We start from the raw sequence: 15,296 nt of genomic DNA, 5'->3' as shown, positions 1-15,296 counted from the left end.
GATCGTGGGGTGACCACGACCGCATCGCCGCGTCGTCCGCGAAAGGATGCCGCGTCGAACCGCGCCGACATCCTCGCGGCGGCGGCGGCCACCATCGCCCGCGACCCCCACGCCCCGATCGACGCCATCGCGCGCGCCGCAGGGCTCAGCCGACGCGCGCTCTACGGGCACTTCGACGACCGTGACGCGCTGCTGCGCGCCATGATCCTCGGCGGCGCGGAGCGGTTCAACGCCCTCGCCGACGGCGTCGACGACAGCGGTCCCGCCCCTCTCGCCCTCGCCCGCCTCGCCCTGGCGCTCTGGGACGGCGCAGCCGACGTGCAGTTCGCCGCGACCGTCGCCCTCGACGATTCGCACATCGAGGAGACCGCCGCGGTGCTGACCCCCGTCCGCCGCCGGGTGCTCGCGATCGTCACGCGGGGGCGCGACGAAGGCACGATCCGCACCGACATGCCCGCGGCCACGGTCGCCCGGCTCGTCGAAGAGGCGGCCCGCACCGTCATCACCCGGCTCGACACCGGCCGCCCCGAAGCCGCCTCGGTCGCGGTGCGGACGATCCTCGGGGTCGCCGGTCTCGGCTGGCGCGAAGCCGACGAGGTGCTGGAAGGAGCCCGCGCATGAAGATCGTGCTCGACGACGTCTCGAAGGGACGCAACGGCGGCGTCCTGCCGTCGACCCGGCTCGCCTTCGCCTCCGGCCGCGTCACCCTCACCACCGCCGAGACCGAGCAGCGGCCCTCCGTGCTCGGTCTCATCGCGAGCGGCCGCATGCGCCCCGCCACCGGAACCGTCACGATCGACGGCCGCCACAGCCCTCGCCGGATGCGGAAGGTCGTCGCGCTCGTCGACGCCCCCGACGTCAACGACCCAGCGCCCGACATCGCCGTCGTCGGCGTGGTGGAGGAGGAGCTGATGTTCGCCGGGCGCCGTGCCGATCCGCTCTCGGCGCGCCGGTGGCTCGACGACCACGGCTGGCGGACGCTCGCCCGCACGCCCATCGGACAGCTCGAGGCGGACGACCGCATCCGGATGCTGCTCGAACTCGCCGCCCTGCGCCGCGGGATCGAGGCGCTCGTCCTCGTCTCGCCCGACCGTCACGGCGGCGACCCGCGGCACTGGCAGCGCATCGCCGAGGACTTCGCCGCGCGCGGCTTCGCGGTCCTGGTCATCGCCGGCACCGCCGCCGCGACCGCGCTCGAGGCCGAACCGCCGGCCCCCCGCGGCCGCGTCGGCAGGCCCCGCATCCGGCCCACCTCGGCGCTTCGCCCCCGGCGCCGCCCGCTCACCCCCACGTCTACCGAAGGCATCCTCTCGTGAAGATCCCCGCTCTGTTCGCGGCCGAGCTGCGTCGCCTCACCTCGACGCGCATGCGGGTCATCGCACTGATCGCGCTCATCCTCGTGCCCGTCCTCTACGGCGGCCTGTACCTGTGGGCGAACCAGGACCCGTACGGAAACCTGTCGGAGGTGCCGGTCGCCCTCGTCGTGCAGGACGACGGCGCCTCGCTCAACGGCGCCGACCGCAACCTCGGCGACGAGGTCGCCGACTCGTTGATCGAGGACGGCAGCTTCGACTGGCATGAGGTGGATGCCGCCGGTGCCCACCGGGGCCTCGACGACGGCACTTTCGACTTCGCCGTCACACTGCCTGCCGACTTCACCTCCGCCGTCGCCTCCATCTCGTCGAAGGACCCGCGTCAGGCCGAGATCGACCTGACGACGAACGACGCTAACAACTACCTCGCCTCGACCATCGGGTCGCAGGCGGTCCAGCGGATCCGGACCACCGTCACGGAGAAGGTGGTCCGCGAGGCCGGCCTGACCATGCTCGACGCCCTGAACACCGTCCGCGTCAAGCTCATCGACGCCGCCGACGGCGCGGGAAAGCTCACCGACGGGCTCGGAAGCGCCGGTGACGGCGCCGACACCCTCGCCGACGGCGCCGGGACCCTCGCCGCGGGGACGTCGAAGCTCCGCACGGGCGCCGCGTCGCTCGCGTCGGGCGTCGACACGCTCTCGAGCGGCCTCTCCTCGCTCACGTCGGGCGCCGAGCAGGTCTCCGGAGGCACAGCGAAGCTGCGCAGTGTCGCCGACCGCGTGGGATCGGCCGCCGACCGCGTCTCGTCCGCCGTGCCGACCGTGCGCAAGGACCTCACGGCCGCCCTGAAGAAGCGCGGGCTCGACGACGCGCAGATCGCGGACGTCCTCGAGGTCGTCGATCCGATCGGCAGGCGGGTGGGTGAACTCGACTCCCGCGTCCAGCAGGCCGTCGCCCAGATCGACGCGCTCGACAACGGCGCCGCCCAGGTCGCCCGCGGCAGCGCGAAGCTCGCCGCGGGTGCCGCCACCGCGGCGACCGGAGCGCACACGCTCGCCGACGGCGTCGCGAGCGCCGACAGCGGTGCCCACAAGCTCAATGACGGGGCGCACACCCTGGCGACCGGCATCCACAAGCTCGACGACGGCGCGGCCACGCTGCGCGACGCCCTCCGCGCGGGTGCCGAGAAGCTCCCCGACGACAGCGCCGACACCCGCAAGGCGCAGGCCGCGACGCTCTCCGACCCGGTCGGGATCGCCGAGGACTCCCTCACCCAGGCGCAGAATTACGGCGCCGGTCTCGCGCCCTTCTTCGCCGCCCTCGCCGGCTGGATCGGCATCTACGCGCTCTTCCTCATCGTGAAGCCGATCTCGAAGCGGGCGGTCACGGCGCTCCGCTCCCCCATCCGCGTCACCCTCGCCGGCTGGCTGACGCCGGCCGCCCTCGGCGCGGTGCAGATGGTGTCGCTGTTCGGCGTGCTCTCGATCGCCCTGGGGTTCTCGTTCACGCATCCGCTGCCGACCCTCGGCATCCTGCTGCTCGCCTCGGCGACGTTCGCGGCGATCATCCTCGCGCTCAACGTCTGGCTGGGGTCGGTCGGCCAGTTCGTCGGACTCGTCCTCATGGTGCTGCAGCTCGTTACGGCCGGCGGCACGTTCCCGTGGCAGACGCTGCCGGCACCGCTCGCGGCGCTCCACCACGTGCTGCCGATGGGGTTCGTCGTCGACGCGATGCGGCAGGTGATGTACGGCGGTGTCGCCGGCAGGGCATGGACGGATGCGGCGGTCCTCGCGACGTGGCTGGTCGGCGCGCTGCTGGTCGCCATGGCCGGCGTGACCCGGATGACGTTCCGGCGCACCATGCGCGACCTGCAGCCGAGCCTCATCGGCTGAGGGTCAGCCGCCCGCTCCCGGCGGGGTCTCCTTCGCGTCGGCGAGTTCGTCGACGTGCAGGTTCCGGCGGTCGATCGTGCCGTTGCGGTACGCCTGCCGGCCGACCATGTGCGCCGACAGCGGTGCGGTCGCGAACTGGATGAGCAGCACCGGGACGAGGAAGGCGACGACCGGCCAGGACTGCAGCTCGAGTCCGACGGCGATCGCGATGAGCAACAGGCCGAGCACCTGCGGCTTGGTCGCGGCGTGCAGACGGGTCGGGACGTCGCGGAACCGCAGCAGACCGATCGCGGCAGTGAGGCAGAGGAGGGCCCCGGCGAGGATCAGCAGCAGCGACACGACGTGGAGGATCTCGGTCATCGGTCGACCTCCGAGTCGCGACGAGCGACGAAGCGGGCGATCGAGACCGACCCGAAGACGCCGACCGCGGCGACGATGAGGAGCACCGGCAGCGTGCGGGTGTGGTGGTTGATCGCCATCTCGGCCCCGAGGGCGCAGATGAGCAGCGTCAGCAGGACGTCCGAGGCGACGGCGCGGTCGAGGATCGACGGGCCGACGATGATGCGCCAAACCGTGAGCAGCGCGGCCACGCCGAAGACGGCGCTGATCACGACGATGAGGACGGCGGTCACGAGCGCTCTCCCTTCACGGAGGTCCGGACGTCCGCCTGGGATGCGCGGATGGCGCCGAGCTGGGCCCGCGACCCGACGGCCCGAACGAGCCGGGCCTCCCACCGCTGCACCAAGCGACGCTGCGCCTCGACCTCGGCATCCGTCGACGCTCCGAGGACGTGCAGGTACAGGATCCGTCGGTCACGGTCGGTCTCGAGGACGAGCGAGCCCGGGATGAGGGATGCCGTGACCCCGACGTGCGCCATGATCAGGTCGTCGTCGGTCACGAGCGGGACGGCGACGACCGAGACGCCGGGCTGACTGCGCGGCGAGACGACCTGCCACGCGACGACGAGGGAGCCCTTCACGACCGCGCCCAGGAACTGGAGCAGGAAGATGAGCAGCCACCACGGGTTGAGGCGTCCCGACAGTTCGACGGGGGGCAGACGGAAGACGCTCGTGACGAAGACGGCCACGACGACGCCGGTGAGGAAGGCGAGCACCGTGAACTGCCCCCACAGCAGCATCCAGAGGGCGATGAGCCACAGGAAGAACGGCAGCTGCCGCCAGATGCCGGTCAGCGCACTCCGTCGGATGTCAGTTCCCACCGTTCACCTCGTCCTGCAGCTGGGTGAGGCTCACGGGGTCCAACAGTGACGCTCCCATGCTCGCGCACAGGTGGTAGAGCGGCCCGGCGAAGACGGTGAGGGCGATCGTGACCGCGACCATGCCCGTCGTGGAGGCCGTCATGATCTTCGGGATGACGCGACGCTCGGTCTGCACACCGGCGGCGGGAGCGTCGTCGAGGTACGAGATGCGGTCGATGACGCCGGACTCCTCGTTCGCGTCCTCCTCCTCGCGCCAGAACGACAGGTTCCACGCGCGCATGAGGGCGTACAGGGTGAGGAGCGACGTCACGATCCCCGCGACGATCAGGGCGTACATGATCGGTGTGCCCACCGCGGCGGCCGCGTCGAACAGCGCGTACTTGCCGATGAAACCCGAGAAGGGCGGCAGGCCGCCGAGGTTGATCGCCGGGATGAAGTAGAGCACCGCCAGCAGGGGCGCTGCCCGCATGAGGCCCTTGACCTTGAGGATCGAGGTCGATCCCGCGCGACGCTCGACGAGCCCCACTGCGAGGAAGAGCGTCGTCTGCACGACGATGTGGTGGACCATGTAGTAGACCGTCGCGCCAAGCGATTCGGGCGTCGCGATCGCGAGCCCGAAGACCATGTACCCGATGTGACTCACGAGCGTGAACGACAGGATGCGCTTGAGTTCGGCCTGTGCGACGGCGCCGAGGATGCCGACGATCATGGTGGCGAGCGCGACGATCAGCAGCAGCTGATTCACGTCGTTGTCGCGGAAGATCTGCGTCTCGGTGCGGATCATCGCGTAGACGCCGACCTTGGTCAGCAATCCCGCGAACACCGCGGTGACGGGAGCCGGCGCGGTCGGGTACGAGTCGGGCAGCCAGAACGACAGCGGGAAGACGGCGGCCTTGATGCTGAAGGCCAGCAGCAGCATGAGGTGCAGGACGAGCTGCACCTCATCGGGGAGCTCCCCCATCCGGTCGGCCAGCTGCGCCATGTTGACCGTGCCGAGGGCGCCGTAGATCGCCGCGATCGCGGCGAGGAACAGGATCGACGAGACCAGCGAGACGACGATGTAGACGACGCCGGTGCGGATGCGGGACTCCGTCGACCCCAGCGTGATCAGCACGTACGAGGCGACGAGCAGGATCTCGAAGCCTACGTAGAGGTTGAAGAGATCACCGGCGATGAACGCGTTGAAGATGCCCGCGGCGAGGATCAGGTACGACGGGTGGAAGATCGAGACCGGCGTCTCCTCGTCGCCGTCGGCGGCACCCTGTCCGACGGAGAAGAGCAGGACCGCGAGGAGCACGATGCTCGAGACGAGCACGAGCAGTGCGGCCAGTCGGTCGACGTAGAGGACGATGCCGAACGGGATCGGCCACCCGCCGACCGAGACGGCCAGCGGCATCCCGCTCACGTCGACGTAGTAGAGCAGCACGGCGGCGATGGCGGCGGCCACGGTGAGGGTGACGATCGAGACGCCCACCTGCACGCGCCGGCGCCGACCGAAGATCAGCGCAATGCCCGCGCCGAGCAGCGGCAGGGTGACGAGGAGGGGGACGAGTGCGCTCACCGGTGGCCTCCCGGCTTGTCGAGGCCCGCGTCGTCGCGAAGTTCGGCGATGTCCTGCGCATGGAGGATCAGGATGGGGGAGGTCTCCGTCCCGATGAAGTCGGTCGTGGCGTCGTCATCCTCTTCGGTGATCTCGTCGTCCATCGTCTCCTCGTCGCGGGCGCCGCGCTCGCGCACCTCGCGGTCGGCCTCGTCATCGGCGACCGTGTCGGCCTGCCCGAGCTGCCACGACCGGTAGATCAGGGCGAGCAGGAAGGACGAGATCGCGAACGTGATGACGATGGCCGTCAGTGAGAGGGCCTGCGGAAGCGGATCGCTGAAGGTCTCGCCCTCGGTGGTGCTGCCGAAGAAGGGGGCGACGCCCGGCGCGCCCATGACGATCAGGAGGAAGAGATTGGCCGCGTTGCCCAGCAGCAGGAAGCCGATGAGGACGCGCGTGAGGCTGCGCTCGAGCATCGCGTAGACCCCGGCGGCGAACAGCGCACCCATGATGATGACGAGGACGAGCGAGACGGTCATGCGCTCACCCGATCCCGCTGCGCCTGCGTCTGGCGGTCGACCTCAGCGCCCAGTGAGCGCAGCACGTCGAGCACGAGACCGATGACGACCAGGTACACGCCGACGTCGAAGATCGTCGACGTGACGAACTCGACGTGACCGATGACCGGGATGTTCGCCTCCCAGAACGTGCTCGTGAGGGGTGCGGCGCCGAAGAAGAGCGGCACGATCGCGCACGACAGCGCGAGGACCATGCCCGCTCCCAGCAGCCGACCGGCATCCGTCGGCGCGGCCGCACCCAGCTCCCACCGCCCTCCCGCGACGTAGCGCATGACGAGGGCCATACCGGCGACCAGGCCGCCCGCGAATCCGCCGCCGGGCAGGTTGTGGCCGGCGAAGAGCAGATAGACCGACACGACGATGATCGAGTGGAAGAGGACGCGGACGATCACCTCGAGCAGCAGCGACCGGTTCTCGGGCTTCACCTTGAGCCCGCCCACGAGCCATGCCTGCCGGGTCGACCCCGGTGCGGTCGAGCGGGGGCGAGGACCGTCGGCCGTCTCGACGAGCGGGCGACGGCTGCGACCCGTGCTCGACGGGAGCGACGGCAGGACGCGGCTGTCGGAGCGGTTGGTGACGAACACGAGGGATGCCACGCCCGTCGCCGCGAGGATGAGCACCGACAGCTCGCCCATCGTGTCCCACCCGCGGAGGTCCACGAGGGTCACGTTGACGACGTTCTTGCCGTGCCCGATCTCGTAGGCGAGGTCGGGGAACGGGCCCGAGACCGGGTCGGCGACGCGTGCACCCGTCGCGATGAGGGCGACCGCCGCCATCGTGACGCCGACGCCGATGCCGATGACGGCGCGGACGACCGGGAGCACCGAGGCGTTGTGGTCTCCCAGGCGAGCCGGGATGCGGCGGAGGACGAGCGCGAACGCGATGAGCGTCACCGTCTCGACGAGGATCTGCGTGAGCGCGAGGTCCGGTGCACCGCTGGTCGCGAACAGCAGCACCATGCCGAGACCGGTCACCGAGACGAGCACGACGCCCGTGTAGCGCTTGCGCGCCCGGATCGCCACGATGCCCGCCAGGATCATGACGGGAGCGGCGAGCAGCTGCGCCGGGCTCTGCCAGGCGTCGACCGCGATGCGCCATTCGGTCGTCGCCGCCAGCGCGGTGGCCTCGGCAGCGATGAAGACGACGAAGATCGTGCCGACGTAGAAGGGCAGCGATCCGCGTTGGGTCAGCGACGTCGTCCAGACCGAGAGCTTCGCGATGCCGCGCAGCGCCAGGTTGTAGATGTCGTTCGCCGTGAACGGCAGCATGCGCGCCGAGAGCGGACGCCGCTGCGTCGCCCAGAAGAAGACTGCACCCAGCGCGATCGACCCCAGCGACAGGAAGAGCGCCGGTTCCCACCCGTGCCAGAGGGCGAGGTGGTACGCCGTGCCGTTGTCGTCGAGCGGGATGCCGTCGGCATAACCGGCGAGGGCCGAATCGAGCACGGGCGCCGCAAGGCCGGCGACCATCGTCAGACCGCTGAGGACGACCGGGGCCACGAGGAAGCCGATGGGCGGGTCGGGCCACTCGGTGCGCTCGCGCGGCGAGCCCGAGGCATCCTTCTTCGTCCAGAAGGCGCCCCACACGAAACGGATGCCGTACGCCGCCGTGAGCGCCGACCCGCCGAGGATGCCGATCAGCGGGATGAGGGCCGCGGGAGACGCGCCGCCCTCGAGGAAGGACGTGAGAGCCGCCTCCTTCGCGACGAAGCCGACCGTCGGGGCGACGCCGGCCATCGACGCGATCGCGATGATCGAGAACGTGGCGAGGGTCGGGGCCTGCCGCCCCACCCCCGACAACTCCGTGATGTCTCGGGTGCTGAGCTGCCGGTCGATCACGCCGACGATGAGGAACAACGCGGACTTGAAGAGGGCGTGGCCCACGAGCAGAGCGAGGCCGGCGAGCGCGCTGTTGCGTTCGCCGTAGCCGAGGACGACCGTCAGCATGCCGAGCTGGCTGACGGTGCCGAAGGCGAGGATGCGCTTGAGGTCGGATTCGCGGAGAGCCTGGAAGCCACCGAGCACCATCGTGAAGACCCCGAGGCCGATGACGATCGGGCGCCAGGGGTCGGTGTCGGCGAACGCGGGCGCGAACCGGGCGATGAGATAGATGCCGGCCTTCACCATGGCCGCCGCGTGCAGGTAGGCGCTGACCGGTGTCGGCGCGGCCATGGCGCCGGGCAGCCAGAAGTGGAACGGGAAGATGGCCGATTTGCTGAGGGCGCCCACCAGGAGCATGACGATCGCTGCATCCAGCGCGACCGCTTCGCCGCCCTGGAAGACGGGTCCGGTCTCGATCATCGTGGTGATGCTGGTCGTGCCGTAGAGGACGACGAGCATGACGACGCCGATCAGCATGACGAGTCCGCCGAGGGTCGTCACGAGCAGCGCTTGCAGGGCGGCGCGCCGGCTCGCGCCGCGGCGGTGATAGAACCCGATGAGCAGGTACGAGAGGACGCTCGTGACCTCCCACAGCATGATGAGCACGACGATGTCGTCGGTGAGCACGAGTCCGTACATCGCGCCGGCGAAGGCGAGGAGGACCGCGGAGAACGTCGCGAGGCCCTCGCGCTTGCCGGCGAAGTACCAGCGGCAGTAGATCATCACGAGCGCACCGACGCCGGTGACGATGAGCGCCATGACCCACGAGAGAACGTCCATCCGCATCGAGAGCTGGACGTCGAGATCGGGGATCCAGACGTATGTCTCGAACGGGATATCACCCGAGAGGACCTGCGGCGCCTGCATCGCCGTGTGGAGGAACGCCGCGATCGGCACGAGAGCGGCGACGAGGAAGGTGCGCGATCCCAACCGGGCGACGAGCGTCGGCAGAACCAGGGGGACGAGCGCGAACGCCGCGAGGAGGATCAGCAACCTGGCCTCCTCTGCGCAATCGGGGGTCGAGGATTTCAGTCTACCGGCTGAGGCAAAGGCGGCGCCCGGTTGCCTCTCAGGTCAGACCGTTAACGGACCGGTTGTGTTCCCCCGGCGGAATGTGCACGTCAGGGTGACCGATGCCGGATCCCGCCCGTCGAGCATCGCCACAACCGCCTCGCCCGCAGCGCGACCCTTCGCGAGGGAATCCTGCTCGAGGGTCGTGAGGGCGTACGGCGCGAGACCGTCGACCGTGATGCCGTCGAAACCGGTCACGCTGAGGTCCTCGGGCACACGCAGGCCGGCCTCTTCGGCTGCGCGGATGACTCCGGCTGCGAGCAGGTCGCTCTGCGCCATGATGGCGGTCGGTCGATCACCGGCGAGCAGGACCCGGCCCGCGGCGAGGCCCTCGTCGATCGAGCTCTCGCTGACCGCGTACGCCGGCGCGTCGGGGAAGACCGCTCGCGCGCCGCGCAGGCGGTCGCGGGTGACCTCGACGGTGATCAGGGCGGAATCGTCGATGAAGCCGCGGGCCCGCGTGGCGTCGGTGGACAGCGTGACGAGCGCCACGTCGTCGTGGCCCAGGGAGCGCACGTGCTCGGCCGCGGCGCGCTGCGCATCAACGTTGTCGAGCAGGACGCGGGGAACGTCGGATCCGGCATCCCCCTCGATCACGACGACCGGGATGCCCCGTCGACGGAGGACGTCGACCGAGGACTGCAGAATCTCGTTGCAGCCGAGCAGGATCGCCGCGTCGAGCGGGGCGGTCGTGAGCGTAGGGCCGGACTCGGCGGGCCCCTCGTCGGTGAGGAGCAGGATGCCGGCGCCGATAGGACCGAGCGCGTCGGTGAGGCCGTCCATCATGGCGGTCGTCACGGGGTCGCGGAACGCGACGCCGAGACGTTCGCGGAACAGCACCGCGACGACGCCGGCCCGGCCGGTGCGCAGGGAGGCGGCGCGAGGATCGGGGCCTGTATAGCCCAGCGCGTCGGCGGCCTGCATCACCTTCGCGCGGGTCGTGTCCGAGACGGCGACCTTGCCGCTGAAGACGACCGATGCCGTGGAGGCCGACACTCCGGCTTCGCGCGCGACATCCGAGATCGTCGCTCGGCGGCTGCTCATGTTTTCGATCGTAGCCGCCGGAATCCGTTTGTCGAATCGATTCGGAGATCCCGCTAGAGTGACCGTCATGACCCTCGAGCTCACCTCCGCACGCCTGTGGACCTGGCGTCTCGCCGTGTTCGCGATCTTCACCGCGAGCGGTCTGAGCATCGCCACGTGGGCGTCACGGGTTCCGTCCATCAAGGCGGCGCTCGACATCGACAACGCCACGATCGGGCTCCTGCTGCTCGGCATGGGTGCGGCCTCGATCATCGGCCTCTCGGTCTCCTCGATGATCGCGGCACGCATCGGTACCCGACGCGGCATGCTCGCGGTCATGCTCGTCCTGTCGGTAGGGCTCTTCCTCATCGGCGTCGGCACCGACGTCATCCCGTCGCTCCCCCTCGTCCTCATCGGGCTCGCCCTGTTCGGTTTCGGCAACGGCACCCTCGACGTCCTCATGAACGTCGACGGTGCCGCGATCGAGGTCGAGGTGAAGAAGACGATCCTGCCGCTGTTCCATGCGTTCTTCAGCCTCGGCACCGTGATCGGTGCCGGCATCGGCGCCTTGGCCGCGAGTGCGCGGCTCGCGGTGTTCCCCCACACCGCCGTGATCGCGATCTCGATCGTGGTCCTCGCATTCGTCGCCTTCCGCTACGTGCCGCACCGGGAGTTCGGTTCGCCCGAGGACGCACCCACGGGGTGGCGCAACCGACTCGCGACCGCACTGTCGGCGTGGCGCGAGCCGCGCACCTACGTCCTCGGTGTCGTCATGCTCGGCATGGCGTTCGCCGAAGGCGGCGCGAACGACTGGCTCGCCCTCGGCGTGAGCGAGGATCACAAGGGCGGTTTCGCGCTCGGCGCGGCAGCCCTGACGGTGTTCTCGATCGCCATGACGGTCGTGCGCGTCTTCGGCGGCCCGCTCGTCGACCGCTTCGGCCGGGTCGCGACGCTCCGGGTCCTCGCCGTGACGGCGGTGGCCGGCATCCTGCTGTTCATCCTGGCGCCGAACCTGCCGCTCGTGTTCGTCGGCGCGGCCCTGTGGGGCATCGGCGCCTCGCTCGGCTTCCCGCTCGGGATGTCGGCGGCGGCCGACGATCCGGCCCGCGCGGCGGCACGAGTGAGCGCGGCGGCGACGATCGGCTACGTCGCGTTCCTGTGCGGCCCGCCGGTCCTCGGCCTGATCAGCACGCACATCGGTCTGCTGAACACGCTGTTCATCATCGCGGCGCTGGTGGCCGCGTCAGGGTTCGCCTCCGGTGCGGCGAAGCCGCTGCCGGGCACGCGCGGCACCAGCCACTGACGGGGATCAGAAGAGGCGGGGCGCCCCTGACTCGATGCCCTTCATCTCGTCGTAGTCCAGGGTGACGCAGCGGATGCCGCGATCGGTCGCCAGGACCTTCGCCTGCGGCTTGATCTCCTGCGCAGCGAACACCCCTGTGACAGGGGCGAGGTGCGGGTCGCGCCCGAGAAGTTCGAGGTAGCGCGTCAGCTGCTCGACACCGTCGATGTCGCCGCGGCGCTTGACCTCGACCGCGATCGTGCCGCCTTCGGGGTTGCGCAGCAGGAGGTCGACCGGACCGATCGCCGTGGGGAACTCGCGTCGCACGAGAGTCAGGTTCTCGCCGATCACGCCGACCTGCTCGGCGAGCAGCCGCTGCAGGTCGGCCTCGACGCCGTCCTTCACGAGACCGGGATCGACGCCGAGTTCGTGCGACGAGTCGTGGAGCACCTCGTAGATGCGGATGGTGAGCTCGTCGCCGGTCTTGGCGTGGGTGACGCGCCACTTCTCGACGACGTCGATGTCGTCCTCGCCGGGCTCGATCACCGTCAGGGTGCACGGCGGGCTCATCCAGTTCAGCGGTTGGTGCTGGATGTCGCGGTGGAACGCGACCGTACCGTCCGCCTTCACCATGATGAGACGGGTGGCGGGGGGCAGATGCGTGTTCAGGCGACCGGTGTAGTCGACGGAGCAGCGGGCGATGACGAGACGCACGGCGACGAGCCTACCCGCGGCATCCGTCCCCGTAGGCTGGACGCATGACGACGAGCTCCCCCTGGTCCTGCATCCTCTGGGACGTGGACGGCACGATCGTCGACGCGTCCGTCGGCATCCTGAGCCGCCTCGACCGCTGCCTCACCCACTTCGGGTACGCGGCGCCGACGCGCGCGGAACTGGTCCACTGGATCGGTCCGCCGATGTACGACTCGTTCCAGAAGAACGTCGGGATGACGCCGGAACAGGCCACCGAGACGGTCGCCTACTACCGGGCTCTCGGCAAGGCCGACGGCTACACCGCGAACGTGGAGCTCTACCCGGGAGTCGGGGAGCTGATCGCGGATGTCGCGGCAGCCGGCATCGCGCAGGCGACCGCGAGCTCGAAGCCCGAGGTGCAGGTGGTCGCGCTCATGGAGCACTTCCGTCTGTCAGAGCACATGCAGGCCATGGCCGGTGCGACTCCGGACGAGATGACACTCGCCACGAAGGCGGACATCGTCGCCGAGGCACTGCGCCGCCTGAAGGCGGCGGGGGCGGACACGAGCCGCCCGGTCCTCATCGGAGACCGCCATCACGACGTCGACGGGGCCGCCGCGAACGGCGTCCCCGTCATTTTCGTACGGTGGGGCTTTAGTTGGCCCCACGAGAGTGAAGGGGCGCAGGCGGCGGTCGACACGATGGCCGAACTCCGCCGCCTGCTCCTCACTGCTGAGGTGTAAAACCTCAGACGGGGCGAATGTTCTCCGCCTGCAGGCCCTTAGGGCCCTGGGCGATGTCGAACTCGACTCGCTGGTTCTCTTCCAGCGAGCGGTAGCCCGAAGATTCGATGGCTGAGTAGTGGGCGAAGACGTCGGCGCCGCCTTCATCGGGGGCGATGAACCCGAAGCCCTTTTCCGAGTTGAACCACTTGACGGTACCGCTGACGCTCATGAACTGCCTTACTGATTGTTGCCGGCGACACGTCCGCCGGTCCTTCCCCAACCTAGCCCCCGCAACCTGTACAGTCACCCCCTCCGTAGGAAGGTGACACAAACGTTGCCCGCAAGACACCGATCGGTGACCAATATGACAAGCCCGCGACATGTCTTAATACCCCCCGGGGTATAGTCAGAGGTATGCGCACCATCATCATCGGTGGCGTCGCCGCCGGCATGTCCGCGGCGACCCGACTCCGCCGGCTCGACGAACACCGCGAGATCGTGGTCTTCGAGCGCGGCTCCTACGTCTCTTTCGCGAACTGCGGACTCCCCTATCACGTGGGCGGAGTGATCGAGGATCGCTCCTCGCTGCTGCTGCAGACACCGGCATCCCTCGCCGCGCGCTTCGCGCTGCAGGTCCGCGTCCGCCACGAGGTCGTCGCGATCGATGTGGCCGCGCGGACCGTCACCGTTCGCGACCTCGACGCCGGCGACGAGCGGGTCGAACCGTTCGACGACCTCGTCCTCGCTATGGGTGCGACGGCAGTCGATCGCCTCCCCGGTGACGGGATGCCTGTGGTCACCCTGCGCAGCGTCGAAGACGTCGACGCGATCACCGATGCCCTCGCCGATGTCGCGTCGCCTCGAGCGGTCGTCGCGGGGGCCGGGTTCATCGGCATCGAGGCGGTCGAGAACCTCGTCGCCCGCGGCGCGCACGTGACGCTCGTCCAGCGAGGACGCCAGGTGCTCAGCCCTCTCGACCCCGAGATGGTGTCGCCCGTCCATCGCGCACTCGCCGACGCCGGCGTCGACCTCCGCACCGGTGTCACGGTATCGAGCGTCGACACGGAGGCTGTCACGCTCTCCGACGGCACCCGGGTGCCCGCCGATCTGGTCGTCGACGCTCGCGGCGTCCGTCCCGACGTGCGGATCGCCGAGGCCGCCGGGATCGCGCTCGGGGCGACGGGCGGCATCGCCGTCGACGAGCGGCACCGCACGAACATCCCGGTGGTGTGGGCCGTCGGCGACGCGGTCGAGAAGACCGATCACCTCGACGGGCAGGCGACCCTCGTCACGATGGCGGGTCTCGCGAACCGCCACGGGCGCGCCGCAGCCGACGACATCGCCGGCGCACCCACCCCGGCCGTGACTCCCGCCCTCGGCACGACCATCGTCGGGGTGCTCGGTCTCACCGTCGGGCTCGTCGGCTGGAGCGAACGCCGACTCGTCGCGGCATCCCGGCCGCATCGGGTCGTTCACACGCATCCCTTCTCTCACGCGACCTACTACCCCGGCGCGGAGCAGATGGCGATGAAGCTCCTCATCGACCCCGAGACCGACCTCCTCCTCGGCGCTCAGATCGTCGGGCGGGCCGGCGTCGACAAGCGGCTCGACGTCCTGGCCGTCGCGATGACGACCGGGCTCACGGCATCCGCTCTGACCCAACTCGAACTCGCCTACGCACCGCAGTACGGGTCGGCGAAGGACGCGATCAACATGGCCGGGTACGTCGCCGAGAACCTGGCGACGGGCGCCGATCGCACGATCCAGTGGCACGAGGTGGATGCCGCCCGCGCGGCCGGCGCCGTCGTGGTCGACGTCCGCACGGCCGGCGAGCACGATGCCGGCTCGATCCCCGGCTCGATCCTGCTCCCGCTCGACGAGCTCCGCGAGCGGCACGGCGAGCTCCCCGCTGCGCCGCTCATCGTCCACTGCAAGGTGGGCCAGCGAGGACACACGGCCAGCCGCCTCCTGCAGCAGCTCGGTCACGACGTCCGCAACCTCGACGGCGGATGGCTCACGTGGACCGATGGCGTCGAGGCAGGGCTTCCGCGGAGAGGATCCGCCCAATAGCGTGACC

At 70.0% G+C, this 15,296-nt stretch carries 15 protein-coding genes; 6 read left to right on the top strand and 9 right to left on the bottom strand.

Annotated elements, in window-relative coordinates; translation table 11 throughout:
• Positions 1 to 9: 9 nt before the first annotated feature.
• The 3 genes from MRBLMI1x_RS02870 to MRBLMI1x_RS02860 are packed head-to-tail and all read left to right on the top strand — an operon-like array spanning position 10 to position 3,208.
• Positions 10 to 621 carry a TetR/AcrR family transcriptional regulator gene (locus tag MRBLMI1x_RS02870; RefSeq protein WP_018187846.1) on the top strand — a complete coding sequence of 204 codons (612 nt, stop codon included), beginning with the start codon at positions 10 to 12 and terminating at the stop codon, positions 619 to 621.
• Positions 618 to 1,316, top strand: coding sequence for a hypothetical protein (locus MRBLMI1x_RS02865; protein WP_116227818.1), 699 nt, complete (start codon positions 618 to 620; stop codon positions 1,314 to 1,316). Before MRBLMI1x_RS02870 ends, MRBLMI1x_RS02865 begins: the two co-directional genes overlap by 4 nt.
• The gene (locus MRBLMI1x_RS02860) at positions 1,313 to 3,208 is read left to right on the top strand and encodes a YhgE/Pip domain-containing protein (protein ID WP_363455818.1); all 1,896 of its coding nucleotides are present in this window, start codon (positions 1,313 to 1,315) and stop codon (positions 3,206 to 3,208) included. Before MRBLMI1x_RS02865 ends, MRBLMI1x_RS02860 begins: the two co-directional genes overlap by 4 nt.
• Before the next feature lie 3 nt (positions 3,209 to 3,211).
• On the opposite strand, the gene mnhG is transcribed toward MRBLMI1x_RS02860, so the two are convergent.
• The 7 genes from mnhG to MRBLMI1x_RS02825 all read right to left on the bottom strand — a co-directional run bounded on the left by mnhG (position 3,212) and on the right by MRBLMI1x_RS02825 (position 10,540).
• Positions 3,212 to 3,568: a monovalent cation/H(+) antiporter subunit G gene (gene mnhG / locus MRBLMI1x_RS02855; RefSeq protein ID WP_018187843.1), complete on the bottom strand. Its 357-nt coding sequence runs from the start codon at positions 3,566 to 3,568 to the stop codon at positions 3,212 to 3,214.
• The gene (locus tag MRBLMI1x_RS02850) at positions 3,565 to 3,840 is read right to left on the bottom strand and encodes a monovalent cation/H+ antiporter complex subunit F (RefSeq protein WP_018187842.1); all 276 of its coding nucleotides are present in this window, start codon (positions 3,838 to 3,840) and stop codon (positions 3,565 to 3,567) included. The genes mnhG and MRBLMI1x_RS02850 overlap by 4 nt, the downstream gene beginning before the upstream one ends.
• Positions 3,837 to 4,427: a Na+/H+ antiporter subunit E gene (locus MRBLMI1x_RS02845; RefSeq protein WP_336125433.1), complete on the bottom strand. Its 591-nt coding sequence runs from the start codon at positions 4,425 to 4,427 to the stop codon at positions 3,837 to 3,839. The genes MRBLMI1x_RS02850 and MRBLMI1x_RS02845 overlap by 4 nt, the downstream gene beginning before the upstream one ends.
• Complete coding sequence (locus tag MRBLMI1x_RS02840) at positions 4,417 to 5,988, bottom strand: Na+/H+ antiporter subunit D (protein ID WP_116227816.1); 1,572 nt, start codon at positions 5,986 to 5,988, stop codon at positions 4,417 to 4,419. Before MRBLMI1x_RS02840 ends, MRBLMI1x_RS02845 begins: the two co-directional genes overlap by 11 nt.
• Entirely contained in the window at positions 5,985 to 6,506 is a 522-nt protein-coding gene (locus tag MRBLMI1x_RS02835) for a Na(+)/H(+) antiporter subunit C (protein ID WP_363455813.1), read from the bottom strand. The genes MRBLMI1x_RS02840 and MRBLMI1x_RS02835 overlap by 4 nt, the downstream gene beginning before the upstream one ends.
• The gene (locus MRBLMI1x_RS02830; protein ID WP_363455810.1) at positions 6,503 to 9,418 is read right to left on the bottom strand and encodes a Na+/H+ antiporter subunit A; all 2,916 of its coding nucleotides are present in this window, start codon (positions 9,416 to 9,418) and stop codon (positions 6,503 to 6,505) included. The genes MRBLMI1x_RS02835 and MRBLMI1x_RS02830 overlap by 4 nt, the downstream gene beginning before the upstream one ends.
• Before the next feature lie 81 nt (positions 9,419 to 9,499).
• Positions 9,500 to 10,540 (bottom strand): LacI family DNA-binding transcriptional regulator, encoded by a 1,041-nt coding sequence (locus tag MRBLMI1x_RS02825; protein ID WP_363455807.1) that lies wholly within the window; start codon positions 10,538 to 10,540, stop codon positions 9,500 to 9,502.
• 67 nt (positions 10,541 to 10,607) lie between these two features.
• Between MRBLMI1x_RS02825 and MRBLMI1x_RS02820 the strand changes: the two genes are divergently transcribed.
• Entirely contained in the window at positions 10,608 to 11,822 is a 1,215-nt protein-coding gene (locus tag MRBLMI1x_RS02820; RefSeq protein WP_363455804.1) for an MFS transporter, read from the top strand.
• Between the two features lie 6 nt (positions 11,823 to 11,828).
• Here MRBLMI1x_RS02820 and nucS read toward each other — a convergent pair whose 3' ends face one another.
• Complete coding sequence (gene nucS, locus MRBLMI1x_RS02815; RefSeq protein ID WP_065571979.1) at positions 11,829 to 12,515, bottom strand: endonuclease NucS; 687 nt, start codon at positions 12,513 to 12,515, stop codon at positions 11,829 to 11,831.
• A gap of 44 nt (positions 12,516 to 12,559) precedes the next feature.
• Between nucS and MRBLMI1x_RS02810 the strand changes: the two genes are divergently transcribed.
• Positions 12,560 to 13,237: an HAD hydrolase-like protein gene (locus MRBLMI1x_RS02810; protein ID WP_363455800.1), complete on the top strand. Its 678-nt coding sequence runs from the start codon at positions 12,560 to 12,562 to the stop codon at positions 13,235 to 13,237.
• 4 nt (positions 13,238 to 13,241) lie between these two features.
• Here the strand turns inward: MRBLMI1x_RS02810 and MRBLMI1x_RS02805 are convergent, their stop codons facing one another.
• Complete coding sequence (locus tag MRBLMI1x_RS02805; protein WP_018187833.1) at positions 13,242 to 13,448, bottom strand: cold-shock protein; 207 nt, start codon at positions 13,446 to 13,448, stop codon at positions 13,242 to 13,244.
• Positions 13,449 to 13,633: 185 nt separating this feature from the next.
• On the opposite strand from MRBLMI1x_RS02805, the gene MRBLMI1x_RS02800 reads away from it, so the two are divergent.
• Positions 13,634 to 15,289, top strand: a complete 1,656-nt coding sequence (locus MRBLMI1x_RS02800; protein ID WP_363455795.1) for an FAD-dependent oxidoreductase — start codon at positions 13,634 to 13,636, stop codon at positions 15,287 to 15,289.
• The last annotated feature ends 7 nt before the right edge of the window (positions 15,290 to 15,296 follow it).

Origin of the sequence: Microbacterium sp. LMI1x-1-1.1, from assembly GCF_040676205.1 — a bacterium.
Lineage (GTDB): Bacteria > Actinomycetota > Actinomycetes > Actinomycetales > Microbacteriaceae > Microbacterium > Microbacterium aquilitoris.
Note: the sequence above shows the minus strand (reverse complement) of the source record. Positions and strands in the feature narration are given on the sequence as shown.

What these genes read in the sequence shown, in the direction of transcription:
- MRBLMI1x_RS02810 (WP_363455800.1), top strand. Translation starts at nt 12,560, where the DNA reads ATGACGACGAGCTCCCCCTGGTCCTGCATCCTCTGGGACGTGGACGGC.
- MRBLMI1x_RS02865 (WP_116227818.1), top strand. Translation starts at nt 618, where the DNA reads ATGAAGATCGTGCTCGACGACGTCTCGAAGGGACGCAACGGCGGCGTC.
- MRBLMI1x_RS02820 (WP_363455804.1), top strand. Translation starts at nt 10,608, where the DNA reads ATGACCCTCGAGCTCACCTCCGCACGCCTGTGGACCTGGCGTCTCGCC.
- MRBLMI1x_RS02835 (WP_363455813.1), bottom strand. Translation starts at nt 6,506, where the DNA reads ATGACCGTCTCGCTCGTCCTCGTCATCATCATGGGTGCGCTGTTCGCC.
- MRBLMI1x_RS02805 (WP_018187833.1), bottom strand. Translation starts at nt 13,448, where the DNA reads ATGAGCGTCAGCGGTACCGTCAAGTGGTTCAACTCGGAAAAGGGCTTC.
- mnhG (WP_018187843.1), bottom strand. Translation starts at nt 3,568, where the DNA reads ATGACCGAGATCCTCCACGTCGTGTCGCTGCTGCTGATCCTCGCCGGG.
- MRBLMI1x_RS02825 (WP_363455807.1), bottom strand. Translation starts at nt 10,540, where the DNA reads ATGAGCAGCCGCCGAGCGACGATCTCGGATGTCGCGCGCGAAGCCGGA.
- MRBLMI1x_RS02800 (WP_363455795.1), top strand. Translation starts at nt 13,634, where the DNA reads ATGCGCACCATCATCATCGGTGGCGTCGCCGCCGGCATGTCCGCGGCG.